18 protein-coding genes are annotated in these 16,572 nt (G+C 70.9%); 5 read left to right on the top strand and 13 right to left on the bottom strand.

Annotation, left to right across the window (positions count from 1 at the left end; translation table 11 throughout):
• Positions 1 to 2: 2 nt before the first annotated feature.
• Both ACFO0C_RS32500 and ACFO0C_RS32495 read left to right on the top strand, forming a co-directional pair.
• The gene (locus tag ACFO0C_RS32500; protein WP_378070562.1) at positions 3 to 266 is read left to right on the top strand and encodes an acyl carrier protein; all 264 of its coding nucleotides are present in this window, start codon (positions 3 to 5) and stop codon (positions 264 to 266) included.
• A gap of 7 nt (positions 267 to 273) precedes the next feature.
• Positions 274 to 1,194: a hypothetical protein gene (locus ACFO0C_RS32495; protein ID WP_378070561.1), complete on the top strand. Its 921-nt coding sequence runs from the start codon at positions 274 to 276 to the stop codon at positions 1,192 to 1,194.
• On the opposite strand, the gene ACFO0C_RS32490 is transcribed toward ACFO0C_RS32495, so the two are convergent.
• From ACFO0C_RS32490 to ACFO0C_RS32460, 7 genes are read right to left on the bottom strand one after another with little or no spacing between them, the layout of a single operon-like run.
• Complete coding sequence (locus ACFO0C_RS32490) at positions 1,191 to 2,207, bottom strand: hypothetical protein (RefSeq protein ID WP_378070560.1); 1,017 nt, start codon at positions 2,205 to 2,207, stop codon at positions 1,191 to 1,193. The genes ACFO0C_RS32495 and ACFO0C_RS32490 overlap by 4 nt on opposite strands.
• Positions 2,204 to 3,454 (bottom strand): MFS transporter, encoded by a 1,251-nt coding sequence (locus ACFO0C_RS32485; RefSeq protein ID WP_378070559.1) that lies wholly within the window; start codon positions 3,452 to 3,454, stop codon positions 2,204 to 2,206. Before ACFO0C_RS32485 ends, ACFO0C_RS32490 begins: the two co-directional genes overlap by 4 nt.
• 22 nt (positions 3,455 to 3,476) lie before the next feature.
• Positions 3,477 to 4,574 (bottom strand): DegT/DnrJ/EryC1/StrS family aminotransferase, encoded by a 1,098-nt coding sequence (locus ACFO0C_RS32480; RefSeq protein ID WP_378070558.1) that lies wholly within the window; start codon positions 4,572 to 4,574, stop codon positions 3,477 to 3,479.
• Positions 4,571 to 5,236: an acetyltransferase gene (locus tag ACFO0C_RS32475; RefSeq protein ID WP_378070557.1), complete on the bottom strand. Its 666-nt coding sequence runs from the start codon at positions 5,234 to 5,236 to the stop codon at positions 4,571 to 4,573. Before ACFO0C_RS32475 ends, ACFO0C_RS32480 begins: the two co-directional genes overlap by 4 nt.
• A complete protein-coding gene (locus ACFO0C_RS32470; RefSeq protein WP_378070556.1) occupies positions 5,233 to 6,345 on the bottom strand; it encodes a DegT/DnrJ/EryC1/StrS family aminotransferase in 1,113 nt (370 codons plus the stop codon). Before ACFO0C_RS32470 ends, ACFO0C_RS32475 begins: the two co-directional genes overlap by 4 nt.
• A gap of 8 nt (positions 6,346 to 6,353) precedes the next feature.
• On the bottom strand, positions 6,354 to 7,322 hold the full coding sequence (locus ACFO0C_RS32465; RefSeq protein ID WP_378070555.1) for an NAD-dependent epimerase/dehydratase family protein: 969 nt from the start codon (positions 7,320 to 7,322) through the stop codon (positions 6,354 to 6,356).
• Entirely contained in the window at positions 7,319 to 8,383 is a 1,065-nt protein-coding gene (locus tag ACFO0C_RS32460; RefSeq protein ID WP_378070554.1) for a Gfo/Idh/MocA family protein, read from the bottom strand. Before ACFO0C_RS32460 ends, ACFO0C_RS32465 begins: the two co-directional genes overlap by 4 nt.
• Positions 8,384 to 8,682: 299 nt before the next feature.
• Here ACFO0C_RS32460 and ACFO0C_RS32455 point away from each other — a divergent pair, with 299 nt between their 5' ends.
• Complete coding sequence (locus ACFO0C_RS32455) at positions 8,683 to 9,273, top strand: acyltransferase (protein ID WP_378070553.1); 591 nt, start codon at positions 8,683 to 8,685, stop codon at positions 9,271 to 9,273.
• A gap of 15 nt (positions 9,274 to 9,288) precedes the next feature.
• Here the strand turns inward: ACFO0C_RS32455 and ACFO0C_RS32450 are convergent, their stop codons facing one another.
• From ACFO0C_RS32450 to ACFO0C_RS32430, 5 genes are all read right to left on the bottom strand, one after another.
• Entirely contained in the window at positions 9,289 to 9,876 is a 588-nt protein-coding gene (locus ACFO0C_RS32450; RefSeq protein ID WP_378070766.1) for a GTP-binding protein, read from the bottom strand.
• Positions 9,857 to 10,195 carry a DUF742 domain-containing protein gene (locus ACFO0C_RS32445; protein WP_378070765.1) on the bottom strand — a complete coding sequence of 113 codons (339 nt, stop codon included), beginning with the start codon at positions 10,193 to 10,195 and terminating at the stop codon, positions 9,857 to 9,859. Before ACFO0C_RS32445 ends, ACFO0C_RS32450 begins: the two co-directional genes overlap by 20 nt.
• The gene (locus ACFO0C_RS32440; RefSeq protein WP_109592918.1) at positions 10,195 to 10,620 is read right to left on the bottom strand and encodes a roadblock/LC7 domain-containing protein; all 426 of its coding nucleotides are present in this window, start codon (positions 10,618 to 10,620) and stop codon (positions 10,195 to 10,197) included. Before ACFO0C_RS32440 ends, ACFO0C_RS32445 begins: the two co-directional genes overlap by 1 nt.
• On the bottom strand, positions 10,617 to 12,968 hold the full coding sequence (locus tag ACFO0C_RS32435) for a sensor histidine kinase (protein WP_378070552.1): 2,352 nt from the start codon (positions 12,966 to 12,968) through the stop codon (positions 10,617 to 10,619). Before ACFO0C_RS32435 ends, ACFO0C_RS32440 begins: the two co-directional genes overlap by 4 nt.
• 147 nt (positions 12,969 to 13,115) lie before the next feature.
• Positions 13,116 to 13,541, bottom strand: coding sequence for a MarR family winged helix-turn-helix transcriptional regulator (locus ACFO0C_RS32430; RefSeq protein WP_378070551.1), 426 nt, complete (start codon positions 13,539 to 13,541; stop codon positions 13,116 to 13,118).
• A 64-nt stretch (positions 13,542 to 13,605) separates the two neighbouring features.
• On the opposite strand from ACFO0C_RS32430, the gene ACFO0C_RS32425 reads away from it, so the two are divergent.
• Positions 13,606 to 13,995, top strand: a complete 390-nt coding sequence (locus tag ACFO0C_RS32425; RefSeq protein WP_378070550.1) for a PPOX class F420-dependent oxidoreductase — start codon at positions 13,606 to 13,608, stop codon at positions 13,993 to 13,995.
• A 152-nt stretch (positions 13,996 to 14,147) separates the two neighbouring features.
• A complete protein-coding gene (locus ACFO0C_RS32420; protein ID WP_378070549.1) occupies positions 14,148 to 15,509 on the top strand; it encodes a M28 family peptidase in 1,362 nt (453 codons plus the stop codon).
• Between the two features lie 38 nt (positions 15,510 to 15,547).
• Here ACFO0C_RS32420 and ACFO0C_RS32415 read toward each other — a convergent pair whose 3' ends face one another.
• The gene (locus ACFO0C_RS32415) at positions 15,548 to 16,516 is read right to left on the bottom strand and encodes an NAD-dependent epimerase/dehydratase family protein (protein ID WP_378070548.1); all 969 of its coding nucleotides are present in this window, start codon (positions 16,514 to 16,516) and stop codon (positions 15,548 to 15,550) included.
• Between the last annotated feature and the right edge of the window lie 56 nt (positions 16,517 to 16,572).

Below are 16,572 nucleotides of genomic sequence, written 5' to 3'. Positions count from 1 at the left end.
CGATGGACCTGAACAGCTCGACCCTGCTCGACGAGGTGAAGGCGGTTCTCGTCGACACGCTCAGCATCCAGGACCGTGCCGCTTCGATCGGCGCCGACACGGAGCTGCTCGGCAACCTGCCGGAGCTGGACTCGATGGCCGTACTGGAGCTGGTCGCCTCGCTCGAGGAGCGTTTCGGCATCGCCGTGGACGACGAGGACGTGACCGCCGAGGTGTTCGAGACCCTCGGCAGCCTCACCGCGTTCGTGGCAGACAAGCGGAGCTGACACGCCCGTGCGCGGGAAGAAGTCACTGCTGGCAGCGCTCACGGCCGTCGTGGCCGTGGGCGCTGCTGCGTGGTGGTATGTGGACAGTTCCCCGAGCGGGGACACCAGCCCCCACTTCACCAACACCCGGAAGAAACCGGACGCGTTCCCCGACGCGGCGTCGACCGGGGTGCTGGACGGGACGGCGCTGAGCGCCTACGACGGGCCGTGCACCATCAAGGACTCCGGCACCGTCATCGAGGCGCGGGACATCAGCTGCCCGCTGGTGGTGCAGGCGTCCGACGTGGTGATCCGCAACAGTAAGGTCACCGGCACGGTCAAGGTCGAGGGCAAGGACAACTCGCTGCTGATCGAGGACTCCGACATCGACGGCGGCGAGGCATATCTGCACACCGTCGGCTTCGAGAACCTCACCGTGCTGCGCTCGGACATCTCCGGCGGGCAGAGCAGTGTCAACTGCTACCTGAACTGCCTGATCCAGGACTCGTACCTGCACGGCCAGTTCGTGCCCGAGGGCGAGGACTGGCACCTCAACGCCTTCCTGTCCAACGGCGGCAGCAACATCAAGCTGATCGGCAACACGCTCGCCTGCGACCGGCCCACCAACAGCGCCGGCGGCGGATGCACCGCCAACGCGTCGATCTTCGGCGACTTCGGCCCCAACAGCGACTACACCGTCCAGGGCAACCTGTTCGTCGCCTCGGACGAGATGTCGTACTGCCTCTACGCCGGATACGACAAGAACAAGAAGTTCGGCACCCAGACGCAGCGGATCGTCATCGAGGACAACGTCTTCCAGCGCGGCGGCACCGGTAAGTGCGCCACGTTCGGGGCGGTCACCTCGTACGACTCGGGTGGCTCGGGCAACGCCTGGCAGGACAACAGGTGGGACGACGGCAAGGCCGTCGCCGCACCCCCGGTCGGCTAACGGACGACGGCGGGCGACCAGGCGTCGCTGACGAGCACCTTCGGCTCGCCCGTTCCGTCGGCCGGCACCGCCCACACATCGCTGGAGGCCGAGGTCTCGTCGTCGCGCGGCAGCCCGTAGATCACGGTGCTGTCGTCGAGCCATTCGACCTGGTCGTCCACGCTGCGGGTCTCGGACAGGACGGTCTCCTGCCCGCTGCGCAGGTCGTAGACCGCAAGCCGCCACTTGCCCGGTGACAGATCCCCGTGCTTCTTGAACGCCACCCGTGTCCGGTCCGGCGACAGCGACGGGCACTCCACGTCACTCCGGATCGACTTCACGGTCCGCGCGGACAGGCTCCCCTCGGCCAGCCAGGTCTTCCCGCCCGACGACGCGGTCACGTAGAACGCGTCGTCGTCGAGGAACGTGACACCCCACAGGTTCTTGTCGGCCGCCGTGATCACCTTGCCGTCGACGGAGAGCGTGAACTTCTCGATGTCCCCGACCACCTCGCCGTCGGTGCGGGTCACCAGGGTGCGGGTGGAGAACTGCCCCGGGTTGGCGTAGGAGTCGCCGAAGACGAACGTCGTCGTGGCGACCAGCGACCCGTCCCGCGACAGCCTGGCCCGGCTGGGCAGCCCGGTCAGCGGCAGGTCCCGCACCGGCGCCCACGACGTGTCCAGCAGCTGCGCCTTGTACGTCGTCACGATGCCCCGGTCCGCCGAGAGACAGATGGCGTCGGCCGCCGTCGCGTACACCCGCTCGCAGGACGCCGTGGTGAACGCCCGCGGCCCGGCCGGGTCGCTCAGCGGGACCACGGCGACCTGCCCGTATCCCTGCCCGAGAGCGGTACTCCGGAAGACCATGTGCGGCTGGGACCGCAGCAGGGTGACGTCGCCGCCGGCCGAGACGGCGGGCGCCGCGGCCAGGCTCGCCGCCTGGTCGCGCCGCACGTTCCAGACGAAGCCGATCGACCCGGCCAGCGCGACCACCAGGATCGCCGCGAGCAGGGCGAGACGTGCCTTGGGGCTCACACGGTCTCCTCGGCCTTGTCGGCCCTGTCGATGCCACGCAGCAGCCAGGCGACGCCCGGCACCGCGATGAACAGTAGCCCGGCGAAGAGCAGCAGCGACCAGGACGGCCCCTGCAGGCTCCAGAGCAGGCCGAACGCGAGCGAGGAGCAGAATCGGGCCAGCGCCACCACGGTCTGTGCCGCCGCGATGCCGCTGCCCCGCGCCTCGTCCGGGACCAGACGGCTGACCAGGGCCGGCAGGACCCCGTCGGTCGCCGCGTAGAAGACGCCGAGCAGCATCAGGACGGCGAGGGTGAGACCGATCCCGCCGGTCGGCAGCGCCGCGAGCAGGTAACAGGCCAGTAGCGCGCCGTGCCCGGCGACCAGGACCCGGGCCCGCCCGACCCGGTCGGCGAGCCGGCCCATCGGCACGGCCAGCGCCAGGTACGCGATGTTCGTACCCACATAGAGCAGGGGGAAGTAGACGGCGGCGAAGTCGTCGCGTTCCTGGAGGGACAGGTAGAGGAAGCCGTCCCCGACCGTCAGCAGACCCAGCACCCCGGCGGCGAGCAACGGACGGCGCAGCGAGCGGCCACCGACGGCCCGGAAGGCACGCCGCAGCCCGATCCGGGCGGTTCCGGTGGCGGTGCGCAGGTTCGGCACGAACAGCACCAGAACGGCCACACCGATGATGGCGAACGCGAACGAGACGACCCAGATCGAGTCGTAGCTGCCCGGCACGGCGGCCAGCAGCGCGAACGCGACCAGCGGGCCGATCGCGGCACCGATGGTGTCCAGGGTGCGGTGCACGCCGAACGCGCGGCCGAGCATCTTCGGGTCGGACGCCTCGGCGATCAGCGCGTCCCGGGGCGCGGTGCGGAGCCCCTTGCCGAGCCGGTCGACGGTCACGACGGCGGTGATGGCGGCGAAGCCGGTGGCCACGAGCATCGCTATCCGGCTGAGCGCGGACGCGCCGTACCCGAGCACCGCGACCCACTTGGGCTGCCCGCCGCGGTCGCCGGCATAGCCGCCGGCGATCCGCAGGAAAGCACTGACTCCCTGGTACATGCCGTCCAGGAACCCGTAGGCGACCGGACTGAGCCCGACCGCCGCGGTGAGATAGAGCGGGAGGACCGACGCCACCATCTCCGACGAGACATCGGTCAACAGGCTCACCACACCGAGGAGCAGCACGGTGGACGAGACCCGTTTGACGGCGCGGCCCGCCCCGGCTGGTTCGTCGGATCCGGGACGGTCGCGCAGCGTCACGTACACGGTGTTACCTATCTGTTCAGGAGGCGAGTGCCTTGCCGAGCTCTTCGGCCACCCGAGCCTGCTGGTCCGGGGTGATCTGCGGGTAGATCGGAAGGGACAGGATCTCCGGGGCGGACGCCTCCGCGTTCGGGAACGACCCGCCCAGTGAAGCAAAGGCGCCGGTCCGGTGCACCGGGATCGGGTAGTGGATGGCCGCGCCGACACCGGCCGCGTTCAGCTTGGCCAGCACCTCGTCCCGGTTCGGGACACGGACGCAGTAGATGTGCCACACGTGCACGTTGCCGTCCAGCGTCACCGGGCGTACCACCTGCTCGAAGCCGGTCAGCAGCTCGTCGTAGCGGGCGGCGGCGGCACGGCGCTGCTCGTTCCAGCCGGCCAGGCGGGCCAGCTTGGCCCGCAGCACGACCGCCTGCAGGCCGTCGAGGCGGCTGTTCACCCCGACCAGGTCGTGGTGGTACTTGCGCAGGCCACCGTGGCTGCCGAGGGTACGGACCGTGGTGGCCCACTCCTCGACGGCGGTGGTGACCGCGCCGGCGTCACCGTAGGCGCCCAGGTTCTTGCCCGGGTAGAAACTGGTCGCGGCGATACCGTCGACGCCCGAGCCGAGGCCGTGGCGGGTGGCGCCCTGCGACTGGGCGGCGTCCTCGACGATGACGATGTCCCGGCCGGCGAGACCGGCCTTGAGCTGGTCGACCGGCGCGAGCTGGCCGTAGAGGTGCACGGGCGCGATCGCCCGGGTGCGCGGGGTGATCGCGGCGAGCGCGGCCTCCACGTCGATCAGATAGGTCCGCGGGTCGCAGTCCACCAGGACGACCTGGGCGCCGGTACGGGCGACCGCCTCAGCCGTGGCGATGAAGGTGTTCGCCGGCAGGATCACCTCGGTGCCCGGCCCGACACCGACGGCCTTGAACGCCAGCTCCAGCGCGTCGGTGCCGTTGGCGACACCGACGGCGTGCGGCAGCCCGGAGAACGCCGCGTACTCGCTCTCGAACGCGGCCACCTCGGCACCGCCGATGAAGGCCGTGTCGGCGATGATGCGCTTGAAGCCGGCCTCGACCTCCTCGGCCACCTCCGCGTGGGCGGCGGCGAGGTCGACGAGCGGGATGCGGGTCATGGGGTCTGCCTTTCCAGGACGGACGGGACGGTCGGGACGTTCTTCAGGAAGCGGGCCGGGCTGCCGGCCCAGATCTCGCCGGACGGGACGTCGCGCAGGACGACCGAGCCCATCCCGACCAGCGCCCAGGCACCGACCGTGACACCCTCGCGGATCATCGCGCCGGAACCGACGTACGCGCCGGTCTCGAGGACCGCCCCGCCGCCGAGCCGGACCCCGGAGGCGACGGTGGCGTAGGAACCCACCAGGTCGTCGTGGGTGAGCACGACCTGCGGCATGACCGCCACGTGCGCCCCCACCGTCACGTCGGCGGTCAGCACGGTGCCGGCCAGCAGCACGGTGCCCTCGCCGACGCTGCTGCCCGCCCCGATCGACACCGACGGGTGTACGACCGTGGCGTACCGGGCGGGGTCGAGGCCCAGCCGTTCCACGATCTGCTGCCGCACGGTGTAGTTGCGCGGGTTGCCGACGCACACCACGACGTCGGCCTCGAACCCGATCACACTGTCCACCGGGCCGAGGATGGGCAGGCCGGAGCGGACGGTTCCGTGCAGGTCCGGGTTGTCGTCGACGAACCCGAGGACCCGCCGGCCGCCCGCGAGAGCGGCCGCGGCCGTCTCCCGGGCGAACCCGCCCGCCCCGACGATGACCAGGTCTTTCACCGGGTGGCCAGCTCGCGCAGCACGCCGATGATGTGGTCCTGGTCTGCTTCGGTGAGCTTGTGGTGCAGCGGCAGGATCAGCGACTCGCGCGTGATCCGCTCGGTGACCGGCAGCGGGCCGGCCGTCATGTCCGCGTAGGCCGGCTCCAGGTGGGCCGCCATGATGCCGCGCCGCGCCGAGACGCCGCGCGCGGCCAGTTCGGTCAGGACCTCGTCCCGGCTCGCCCGGAAGCCGTCGAGCAGCACCCAGAACGACTGGTAGTTGGTCTGGCCGTAAGCCGGGTCACGGACCGGGACGAGCCCGTCGATGTCCGACAACAGCTCCTGGTAGCGGGCCGCGAACTGCCGCCGCTGCGCCACCAGACCGGCCAGCTTGCCGAGCTGCACCAGACCGACGGCGGCCTGGATGTCGGTCATCCGGTAGTTGTAGGCGGTCTCCAGGTAGGCCTCGAGAACCGGCTGCTTGCTGGCGTGCCGGTCGGCCGCGGAGACGTTCATGCCGTGCTCACGCAGACGCTTGAGCCGGGTGGCGGACGCCGGGTCGTCGACCGTGACCATGCCGCCCTCACCGGTGGTGATGAGCTTGCGCGGGTGGAACGACCACGCGGCGACCCGGGCTCCGGTGCCGGCCGGTGCGCCGTACGCCGTCGAGCCCGCCGCGCACGCGGCGTCCTCGACCAGCCCGACGCCCCAGCCGTCGGCGGCCTTGCGCAGCGCCGCCGTGTCGAACGGCACACCGCCCTGGTGCACCGCGATGACCGCACGGGTCCGCTCGGTACGCACCGCGTCGACCGTCTCCACGGTGAGGTTGCCGGTGGCCAGCTCCACGTCGGCGAAGACCGGCGTGGCGCCCACGTAGCGGACCGCGTTGGCGGTGGCGATGAACGACAGCGACGGCACGATGACCTCGTCGCCGGGCTTGATGTCGAGCAGCACCAGCGCCAGGTGCAGACCGGTCGTGCAGGACGACACGGCGACACCGTGACCGGCACCGACCACGGTCGCGAACTCCTGCTCGAACTTCGCGACCCGCGGGCCCTGAGCGACCCAGCCGGATCGGATCGCCTCGGCCGCGGCCTGCGCTTCCTCTTCCCCGAGGTCGGGGATCATCACGGGGATCACTTGGACGACCGCCACCAGTCGACCAGGCCCTGGAGGCCCTCGTGCAGGCTGAGCTCGGGCTTCCAGCCGAGCTTCTTCTCCGCCTGGGAGATGTCGGCCAGACGCCGGGTGACACCGTTGACCGCGCGGGCCGGGCCGTGCTCCGGGACCAGGTCCGACTTCATCACGGCGCTGAGCGCGGCGGCCAGGTCCTTGAGGCTGGTCTCCTCGCTGGCCGCGATGTTGAACACCTCGTCGGTGACGTCCGCCTTCGCCGCCAGGATGTTGGCGCGGGCGATGTCGGCCACGTGCACGAAGTCCATGGTCGCCAGGCCGTCGCCGAGGATCAGCGGGGGAGTGCCCGACTCGATGCGCTCCATCCAGCGGATCAGCACCTCGGTGTAGAGGCCGAAGATGTCCATCCGCGGGCCGTACACGTTGAAGTACCGCAGGGCGACGTAGTCCAGGTCCTTCATCGCCTTGAAGCTGCGCAGCGTGGCCTCGTTGAACGCCTTGGCCGCGCCGTAGAACGTGTCGTTGTTGTACGGGTGGTGCCGCTCGGTGGTCGGGAACTCCTCGGCCAGGCCGTAGACCGACGCCGACGACGACGCGACGACCTTCTTCACACCGGCCTCGGCCGCCGCCTCGATCACGTTGAAGGTGCCGTCGACCAGCACCTCGTTGGCCAGCCGGGGCTCCTCCGCGCACTGGGTGATGCGGATCGCGGCCAGGTGGAAGACCAGATCCTTACCCTCGGTGAGCGACCGCACCAGCTCCCGGTCGCGGATGTCACCCTCGACGAGCTTCACCGAGTCGCCCTGCGACAGCGCCCAGGCCAGGTTGTCGCGCCGGCCGCGCACGAAGTTGTCGAGGACGACGATCTCCGCGGCCCCGCCGCGCACGAGCTCGTCGACGACATGCGAGCCGATGGTGCCCGCCCCGCCGGTGACCAGGGCTTTCGAGCCCTCGATCGCTACGCCAGTCACGCTGTGTGCCCTTCGTTCAGCTTGATCATGGTTCCGCCCTCGGCGAGGCTACGCGAGGCGGCCTGGAGGATCTCCAGGACCCGGAGACCGGACCGGCCGTCGGTGAGGGCCGGGGTGCCGGTGGTGATGGCCCGCGCGTACTCGTCGACCATGGTCCGCAGCGCCTCACGCTCGGTGAGTGCCGGGGAGACCACGTCGCCGGACCGGTAGGACACCAGGATGTCGCGCCGCTGCTCGTCGCCGAGCTCCTCCGGGGAGGCCACGTCGACACCACGGTCGTAGATCGACAGCCGCTGGCTCGGGTTCAGGTCGTCCCACACCAGGGTCCGCTTCGACCCGCCGAAGATCGCGGTGCGCACCTTCACCGGGGAGAGCCAGTTCACGTGGATGTGGGCGATCGCCCCGGTGTTCAGCTGCAGCGTGAGATACGCCACGCAGGCCCGGCCGGCGCCGATGCCGTCGGCCCCGTGCGCGGCGACCGCGACCGGGCGCACCGACGGCGGCAGCACGAAGTCGAGGATCGACAGGTCGTGCGGCGCCAGGTCCCAGATCACGTCGATGTCCCGCTGGACCAGGCCCAGGTTGATCCGTACCGAATCCAGGAAGTGCAGCTCGCCCAGCTCGCCCGCGGCGAGCAGATCGCGGATCCGGAGCACCGCGGGGGTGTAGCAGTAGGTGTGGTCGCACATCAGCGTGAGGCCGCGCTTGTCGGCCTCCTCGACCAGCAGCAGGCCCTCCTCGTGGGTGGCCGCGAGGGGCTTCTCGACCAGCACGTGCTTGCCGGCGCGCAGCGCGGCCATCGCCACCGGCAGGTGCGTGCCCGCTGGTGTGGCGATCGCCACGGCGTCCACCGACGGGTCGGCGAGGACCTCGTCGAGGTCGGCGGAGACCTGGACCGTCGAGTAGCCGCCGAGGACCCGCTGGGCCCGCTCGACGTCGAGGTCACAGAGCCAGCGCAGCCGGAAGTTGGGGCTGCTCTGGAAGTTGCGGACGAGGTTGGGGCCCCAGTAACCGGCGCCGACGACGGCCACACCGATGGGAGCGGGGAGCGGAGAAGTCACGAGCATCCGTTTCGTCGGAGATTGGGCGGGAACGCGTCCGCGCAGAGTGGACGGACGGTGCCGACGCAGTCCGCCCGGAAAGCTATCGATCCGCCGCAACCGAGCGCCAGTCAGTGAATGGATTTCCGACGGAGCTGCGGGGTCATCGCGACCCTTCGGCTGATCGGGGTACGCCTGTCGGTCAGCGATCACGCAGCCCAACGGTCAGTTCGGCCGGGAACGTCGTTTTGCTGACATCGGTTCGGAGTCTCAGCAGCTAGCCTGTGCCCGATTCTCGCCGATCTTCCGGAAGGCTCCACATGACCGTCAATGTCGCCCCGACCGCCGATGTGGACGAGCGGGCCTCCATCGGCGCCGGTACGCGTATCTGGCATCTCGCCCAGATCCGGGAGAACGCCACCCTCGGCACCGACTGCAACGTCGGCCGTGGTGCCTACGTCGGTCCCGGCGTGGTCATCGGCGACAACGTGAAGCTGCAGAACCACGCGCTCGTCTACGAGCCGGCCCGCCTCGGCGACGGCGTCTTCATCGGCCCGGCCGCCGTCCTCACCAACGACGAGTACCCGCGCGCCGTCACCCCCGACGGCCGGCTCAAGACCGGCGACGACTGGACCGCCGTCGGCGTCACCATCGGTGCCGGCGCCGCGATCGGTGCCCGCGCCGTCTGCGTCGCGCCGGTCACCGTCGGCCGGTGGGCGCTGGTCGCCGCCGGCGCCGTCGTGACCAAGGACGTCCCCGACTTCGCCCTGGTCGTCGGTGTGCCGGCGCGCCGGGTCGGCTGGGTCGGCCGGGCCGGCCGGCCGCTGGTCGCCAAGGACGGAAACCTCTGGGTCTGCCCCGAGACGTCCGCCGAATACGTCGAGGAAGACGGCATCCTCACCGAAAGGTGACAGCCGGTCGGAGGATCACCGGCGGGCCAGCCGGCGCGCCAGGACCCGTTCGGTGAGAGCGACCAGGACGGTCTTGACCGATTCACGCTGGCGGGCGTCGCACTCCAGCAGGGGCATGCCCTCGGCGACGCCCAGCGCGTCGCGGATCTCGGACGGGTCGAAACGGCGGGCGCCCTCGAAGGCGTTGATCCCGATGATGAACGGGATGTCGTGCTCCTCGAAGTAGTCGATGGCCGGGAAGCAGTCCTCGATCCGGCGGGTGTCGACCAGCACGATCGCGCCGAGCGCCCCGTGCACCAGGTCGTCCCAGAGGAACGCGAACCGGTCCTGGCCCGGCGTCCCGAAAAGGTAGAGCAGCAGCGACTCGTCCAGGGTGATCCGGCCGAAGTCCAGGGCCACCGTGGTGGTCGTCTTCGCGGCGACCCTCGACGTGTCGTCGACGCCGATCGACCTCTCGGTCATCTCGGCCTCGGTCACCAGCGGCTCGATCTCCGAGATGGCGCCGACGAACGTGGTCTTACCCACCCCGAAACCGCCACTGACGACGATCTTGACGGCGACCGGTGACGGTGCCGCCACCGTGCTAGAGCGCCCGAACACGATCCCTGATCCTCTCGATCAACGCGGTGGTCAGTTCGCCGGGCATCTCACCGGCCCGCAACAGCCCCTGGGTCATCAGGTCCGCGACGATCACGCGGACCACACCGAGCGGGGCATGCAGCGCCGCCGACAGATCGGCCACCGACATCGGACGCTGGCACAGCTCGACGATCCGCCGGGCCTCGAAACGCAGGGGCGCGGACAGGGCGGCCGGTGCGGCGTACAGCTGGGTCTCGATCCTGAGTCCGTCGTGCAGTGGCTGGGTGCGCCCGCCGGTCAGCATGAACGGGCGCACCACCGGATCCTCGGCGTCGTGGTTCATCATCTCGGTAGCTGCTGCCGCGATTCGGCGATCAGGGCCGGCGTCAGCAGGTCACCGAAACGTTCGGCGAGCATCGAGATCTCGTACCCGACCAGGCCGAGATCGCTGTCCCCGGAGGCCACCACGCCCAGGCAGCTGCCCCCGGGGATCACCGAGATCACCAGGAAACCCCGGAGCATCTCGATCATGATCAGTTTCAGGCCGTCGAAGTCGTAACGGCGCGACGCGCTGCGGGCCAGGCTGGCCATGCTGGACACGATCGCCCCGAGCTGGTCGGCCTCGGCCCTGGCCAGACCGTCGGACGCGGCGATCAGGAGGCCGTCCGAGGAGACCGCGACGGCGTCGCGTACGCCGTCGGTCTGATGGACGAAGTTGCCGAGAAGCCAGTTGAACTGGTGCCGGTCGGCCTGGGCCTCGACGCTCACGAGATCTCCTCACTCACAGAACTCCGGTCCCGGTGGCGGGGCCGGGGCGGCAGCTCGCTCTCGGGCTGTAACAGGTTCACCGCATGCCGGTCGGCGCCGCGCTGAAGGCCCGAACGCAGGGCGGTCAGCCGGTCGCGGACCGCCTCGGGCGAGCTGGCGACCGGAACGGTCGGCTCGGCACTGATCGACGGGAGCTGTGCCGTCGTGTCGAGCTGCGACCGCTGGGCCCGCGGGGTGCGCCGCCGCAGGCCGTTGACGGTGTGCTCGGCGCTCTCCACGGGCCGGCGCGGCCCGGGCACGGTGGGCTGCTCGTCCAGGACCACGTAGTCGACCTGCACCGCGACCGGCTCCGTCCGGGGCTCCGGCGGCCGCAGCGACGGGAGCTCGACCGGTCGCGGCCCGGCCACGGCGGGCAGCCGCTCCGCCGGCCCCCTCGTCGCCGGAGTGCCGGCCGGGCTCTCCAGGGAGGCGGGCGGAGCGGCGAGCATCTCGGCCGGCAGGCAGACCCGGGCGGTCACCCCGGTCACCGGCGACCGGGCCAGCTGCACGCTGACGCCCATCTCGGCGGCGAGGCGGCCGACGACGTAGTGGCCGAGGAACCGGGCCGGTGCGGTGAGGAAGTCGCCTTCGCCGCGGAGCCGCTGGTTGGCGACCTCCAGTTCCTCCTCGTTCATCCCGACGCCCTGATCACAGACCGCGATCAGGTAGCCGTCGTCGACGATCCGGCCGTGCAGTTCCACGTCCAGGTCCGGCGGGGAGAAGGCGAGACCGTTCTCGATCAGCTCGGCCAGCATGTGGGCCAGACCGCTTGCCGCCGAACCGGAGACCATCGCCTCGTCGAGCCGGCGCAGCGAGACCCGCCGGTACTCCTCGACCTCGGAGACCGCTGCCCGGATCACGTCGGTCAGTGGCAACGGCCGGGACCACTGGCGGGGGCTGGCCGCGCCGACCAGCACCAGCAGGCTCTCCGCGTTGCGGCGCATGCGGGTGGCCAGGTGGTCAAGCTCGAACAGGTTGGCCAGGCCGGTGGGGCTGGACTCCTCCTGTTCCAGCTTGGTGATGAAGCCGAGCTGACGGCGCAGCAGGTTCTGGTTGCGGCGGCCGAGGTTGGCGAGCGACTCGGCGCCTGCCCGGCGCAGCTCGGCCTGCTCGGTGGCCAGCGCGTAGGCGGTCGCCTGTACCCGGTCGAACGCGTCCGCCACGAGCTGCACCTCGGAGCTGGCGCCGTCGGCCACCTGTACCGAGCCCGGTGGCCCGGTCGCGTCACCGGACACCGCTCGTTGCACGGCCTGCGGCAGTCGCTCGCCGGCCAGCCGGTTCGCCTCGGCGGCCAGTCCGGCCAGCGGGTTCGCGATCGAACGCGCGGCGACCGTACCCAGGTAGACCGCGATGCCGACGCAGATCAGGATCACGGCGGCCAGTCCGGCGAGCCGCAGATTCGCCTCGTCGAGAAGCTCCTGGGCGCGGGTCTCCAGGCTCGTCCCGATCGCCCGGGCCAGCGCGGTCATGTCGTCGAGCACCGGCCCGGTCGAGGTCCACCAGAGCTGGGCGTCGGCGCGCAGGGCCTTGCCGTCGGCGGAGCGCAGGGCCCGGTTCTCCAGCTGCTGGGCGCGTTTGGCCGGAGCGCTGGCCAGGAACTGGTCCTTGGCGGCGAGGGCGGCCGGTGTCGCGTACTCCTCGAATTCCGCGTAGGCGGCGTCCAGATCGGCCCTCAGCTGGACGTAGCGCAGGTATTCGCCGTCGGTGAACCCGCCGGCCGAGAAGACGCCGTTGAGGAAGGCCCGTTGCCGGGCGGTCGCCTCCTTGGCCAGGTTGAGCATCGCCAGTGACTCGGAGCCCAGACGCATGGTGGCGTCGGCCGCGTTGTCCAGCGCGAAGTAGACCTCGCCCAGCTCTTCGACGACCTCGTTGTAGTCCTCGAAGGTCTCGGTCCGCTCGGCGCCGCCGCCGTCCACCTCGCCACGGATCGAGGCCAGCGCCTTGGCCTGCTCCAGCGCGAGCGTGACCTGTCCGTCCAGGTCGCCGCGTTCGTCCACGACCCGCTCGACGGCGGCGCGCTGGGCGTCGACCCGCTGCCGGGCCGGGGCGATCTCGGCGGCGAAGTCCTGGTTGCCGGCGAGCAGGCCGACGGTGACCCCACGTTCGGTCTGCACCTCCTGCGCCAGCGCCTGCACGGCCAGGTCGAGGGTGATCGCATGCCCGGTCCGGGCGGCGAGCCGGTAGGTGGCGAACTCCTCGATCACCACCACCGAGAGCAGCAGCATCATGGCCACGACCGGCAACGCCAGCATGCGGACGATACGGCTCCGGATGGTCCGGCCCCGGTTGGTGCGTCCGTCCCGCCCCATCAGGTCTCCTCTGCTCTCGCGACGCGGGACAGGATTGACGGACGCAAAGATGGGGGTCAACACCTCTATCGGGCGACAAGGCCGCCGAGGGCTCGCCACCTCCGGTTCGGCGCGGGCCCTTTCGGGACGGGTCCTACGAACGAGTGGTCAGGCGGTGAGGGCGGCGATCGCGCGATCGAGCAACTCGGCCAGCTGCTTGCGCTCGGTGTCGGTGTAGGCGGCGGCGAGTGACCGCTCGACCCGGAGCGCGGCGGCGTCGGCCCCGGCGAGGAGCGCGGCGCCGGCCGCGGTGACCCGGTTGACCACGACCTTCTGGTGCAGCGGGGACTGGTCGCGCTCGATCAGGCCCTTGGCCTCGAGGTTGGTCAGCACGGTGGCCATCGTCTGCGGGGTGACCAGGGACTCCCGGGCCAGCTGGGCGGCGGACATGCCGTCGCCGCCGGAGAGCAGGAGCAACGCCGCGTACTGCGGGACGGTCAGGCCGAACTCGCGCAGCGCCGCCGTCTTGCGGGCGATCAGCGCCTGCTCGGCCCGCTTGATCACGAGGCCCAGCCGGTCGTCCGTCGCGCTCATGTGAGGCATTCTGCCACGGCCCCGGGTTGTCGACGATCACTGTCGTATGACAGAGTTCTGTCTTATGAGCATCATTCCGGACAGTCACTCCGACCTGCTCGAGCGCCCGCTCTTCGGGCACCTCGGCACCGTGCGCGACGACGGCGAGCCGCAGGTCAACCCGATGTGGTTCACCTATGACGGTGAGTTCCTGCGGTTCACCAACACGACCACGCGCCGTAAGTACCGCAACGTGACCGGCGAGCCGCGGATCAGTCTCTCGATCAACGATCCGGATCAGCCGTACCGCTATCTCGAAGTGCGCGGCACGGTCGAGCGGATCGACCCGGACACCGAGGGCGTGTTCTTCGCCGAGCTCGCCCAGCGGTACCGGCTCGACATCGCCCTGCCGCCCGGCGACGTCGCGCATCGTGTCGTCTACGTGGTCCGCCCGACGGCGGTCAGCTATCAGTAGGGCGGGCCGCATCCAGTTCATTGCTCTGTGTAAATATTGACCATAGGCTTTCTCTCGCGAAGATCGTCATCCTGACCGGGAAAGACGATCTCATTCAGCGAGGGGGAGTCTTGGAAACACCAGGTCAGAAGTCTTCACTGAGCCGGCGCCGGATGCTGACGATCGCCCTGGGCGGCGCGGCCGGGGTCGCCCTGCCCGCGCCCGCCTGGGCCGTCGGCGACCAGCGGCCGGGAGCGGTCAACCCGCCCGCCCTGACCGCGGGCGACGAGCGGGTCGCCGGCCGGGTCTCGGCCGAGCGGGCCCTGTGGCACCTGCAGGTGCTGTCCCAGGGCATCGGCCCGCGCATCGGCGGCACCCGTTCCGAGCGCAAGGCCGCCGACTACATCTCCGGGGTGCTCGACGGTCTCGGCTACGACGTGACGCTCCAGCCGTTCCCGGTGGCCGACAAGTTCCTGGCCCAGCTCGAGGCGCCCCGCGGCCTGCCCCGGGACCTGTGCTGGCAGGCCGGCGCGTCCCCGCACGGCGCCCTGGACGTGAAGGTCCGCGGCGAGGTGGTGGACGTCCACGCCGGTGCGGAGGCCGACTACCCGGCCGACGTGACCGGGAAGGTCCTGCTGGTCGACTACGTGGCCGCCGACCGGGAGGCCCTGGTCGCCACCGCCGTCGCCCGGGGCGCCGCCGCCGTGATCTTCCTGCCCGTCGACCTGGTCGAGCCGCGCCGGGCCGCCGCGTTCAGCCCCACCCTGCCGGGTTCGGCGACCACGCCCGTGCCGATCCCGGTGGTCGGCGTGGCCCAGGCGCAGAAGTACCGGCTGCGCGACCTGCTCGCCGCCGGCCGGCTCCGGCTCACCGTCTCCACCGTGGCGCACCGCGGCCTCACCTCGCACAACGTCATCGCCGAACGCCGCCGCAAGACCACCGGCGGACCGGTCGTGATGGTGAGCGCCCACTACGACACGGTGATCGGCGCGCCCGGGGCCAACGACGACGGCTCGGGCACCGTCCTCTGCCTGGAACTGGCCCGGGTGCTGCGCAAACTGCCGACCGAGGCGACGCTGCGGTTCGCCCTGTGGGGCTCCGAGGAGCAGGGCCTGATCGGCTCCCGCTACTACGTGTCCCAGCTCCCGCAGGAGGAGCGCGACCGGATCGTGGCCGTCTACCAGAATGACATGGTCGCCACCAGCTGGGACCCGGCCACCCGCTACTGGCTGCTCTCCTTCACCGGTCTGGCCAACCGCGCCACCGACGAGGTCACGGCGGCCGCGACCCGGCTCGGCTACGACCCGCGGATCTCCCCGGTCACGCTGCGCGGCTCCAGCGACCACCAGTCCTTCCAGGAGGCCGGGATCGCCGCCGCCAACTTCTCCTGGCGCGGTGAGGCGAGCCCGGCCCTGCTGGAGCCGCCCTACCACAGCCCGGAGGACACCATCGCCAAGAACATCAGCCTGGAACGGCTGCAGGTGTCGATGGAGCTGATCGGCTCGGCCGCGTACGCCACCGCCGGTCCCGCCTGACCTGCTCCGTGCGGGGGCGCCGGGCCGGGCGGCGCCCCTCACGGACGGATCAGGCCCTCGGCGCGCAGCCACGTCTCGGTTCGCGCCATGCCTTCGGTGAGGTTCACCTGCGGGGAGTAGCCGATCAGACGGCGGGCCTTGGCGATCGAATACGTGCCGGTCCGGGTGAAGTAGCGCATCGAGATCGCGTTGACCTCGGTCTCCGCGCCGGTCAACGTGATCAGGCGTCCGGCCGCCCGGGCCACCCCGACCGCCACGGGTGTCGGCGCGACGAGCGGGCCGCGGCGGCCGAGCATCCGGTAGTAGTGGCCGAAGAACTCCCGGCACGGCACGCCCACGCCGCCGGTCAGGGTGAACACATGGCCCGCCCCGGCCGGTGACAGCGCCGCCCGGACCAGACCGTCGACCAGGTCGTCGACGTACACCGGGCTGAAGATGCCGTTGCCCATCGCCGGCAGCAGGAATTGGTACTTTCTGATCAGCTGGACCGGCAGGACCGTCCACGGCCGCGAAGCCGGGCCGTAGACGTCGCCCGGCCGGATCACGGTCGCGGCGATCCGGCCCTCGGCGTGCGCCTGCAACACCACCTGCTCGCCGGCGATCTTCGTGTCGACGTACGGGTTGCCGTCCGGGCGCACCGGATGGTCCTCGGTCACGCCGTCCGGGAAGCCGACGTCGGAGAACGCCCGGATCGACGACAGCTGCACGAACCGGGTGACACCTCCGGCGATCGCCGCGTCGAGGACCTTGCGGGTGCCGGCGACGTTCACCGTCCACTGACCGTCGAGCCCGACCGCGTTGGAGACCACGGCCGCCGTGTGAATCACCACATCGGCGCCGGTGATCACGTCCTGCCATGGGCCGTCCGCGGTGATGTCGCCGGCGAGCACTCCGGCCGGCTCGTCGGCGCGCAGGTCCACCCCGTACACCTCATGGCCTTGTTTTTGCAGGTGAACGGCGGTGGCGCGGGCGATGAAACCGTTGGCGCCGGTGAGGAAGACGCGCATGCGTCGACGGTACCGGGTCTACCGAAAGGTGGAGTCCGCTCTGCTTCGGGGCGGAT

The sequence above is a fragment of the Actinoplanes subglobosus genome (genome assembly GCF_042650585.1).
GTDB classification, from domain to species: domain Bacteria; phylum Actinomycetota; class Actinomycetes; order Mycobacteriales; family Micromonosporaceae; genus Actinoplanes; species Actinoplanes subglobosus.
Note: the sequence above shows the minus strand (reverse complement) of the source record. Positions and strands in the feature narration are given on the sequence as shown.

Excerpts from the sequence above, each read along its gene's own strand:
- ACFO0C_RS32500 (WP_378070562.1), top strand. The coding sequence starts at position 3 with ATGGACCTGAACAGCTCGACCCTGCTCGACGAGGTGAAGGCGGTTCTC.
- ACFO0C_RS32480 (WP_378070558.1), bottom strand. The coding sequence starts at position 4,574 with ATGACCCGCATCCCGCTCGTCGACCTCGCCGCCGCCCACGCGGAGGTG.
- ACFO0C_RS32470 (WP_378070556.1), bottom strand. The coding sequence starts at position 6,345 with ATGATCCCCGACCTCGGGGAAGAGGAAGCGCAGGCCGCGGCCGAGGCG.
- ACFO0C_RS32455 (WP_378070553.1), top strand. The coding sequence starts at position 8,683 with ATGACCGTCAATGTCGCCCCGACCGCCGATGTGGACGAGCGGGCCTCC.
- ACFO0C_RS32445 (WP_378070765.1), bottom strand. The coding sequence starts at position 10,195 with ATGAACCACGACGCCGAGGATCCGGTGGTGCGCCCGTTCATGCTGACC.
- ACFO0C_RS32435 (WP_378070552.1), bottom strand. The coding sequence starts at position 12,968 with ATGGGGCGGGACGGACGCACCAACCGGGGCCGGACCATCCGGAGCCGT.
- ACFO0C_RS32430 (WP_378070551.1), bottom strand. The coding sequence starts at position 13,541 with ATGAGCGCGACGGACGACCGGCTGGGCCTCGTGATCAAGCGGGCCGAG.
- ACFO0C_RS32425 (WP_378070550.1), top strand. The coding sequence starts at position 13,606 with ATGAGCATCATTCCGGACAGTCACTCCGACCTGCTCGAGCGCCCGCTC.
- ACFO0C_RS32420 (WP_378070549.1), top strand. The coding sequence starts at position 14,148 with ATGCTGACGATCGCCCTGGGCGGCGCGGCCGGGGTCGCCCTGCCCGCG.
- ACFO0C_RS32415 (WP_378070548.1), bottom strand. The coding sequence starts at position 16,516 with ATGCGCGTCTTCCTCACCGGCGCCAACGGTTTCATCGCCCGCGCCACC.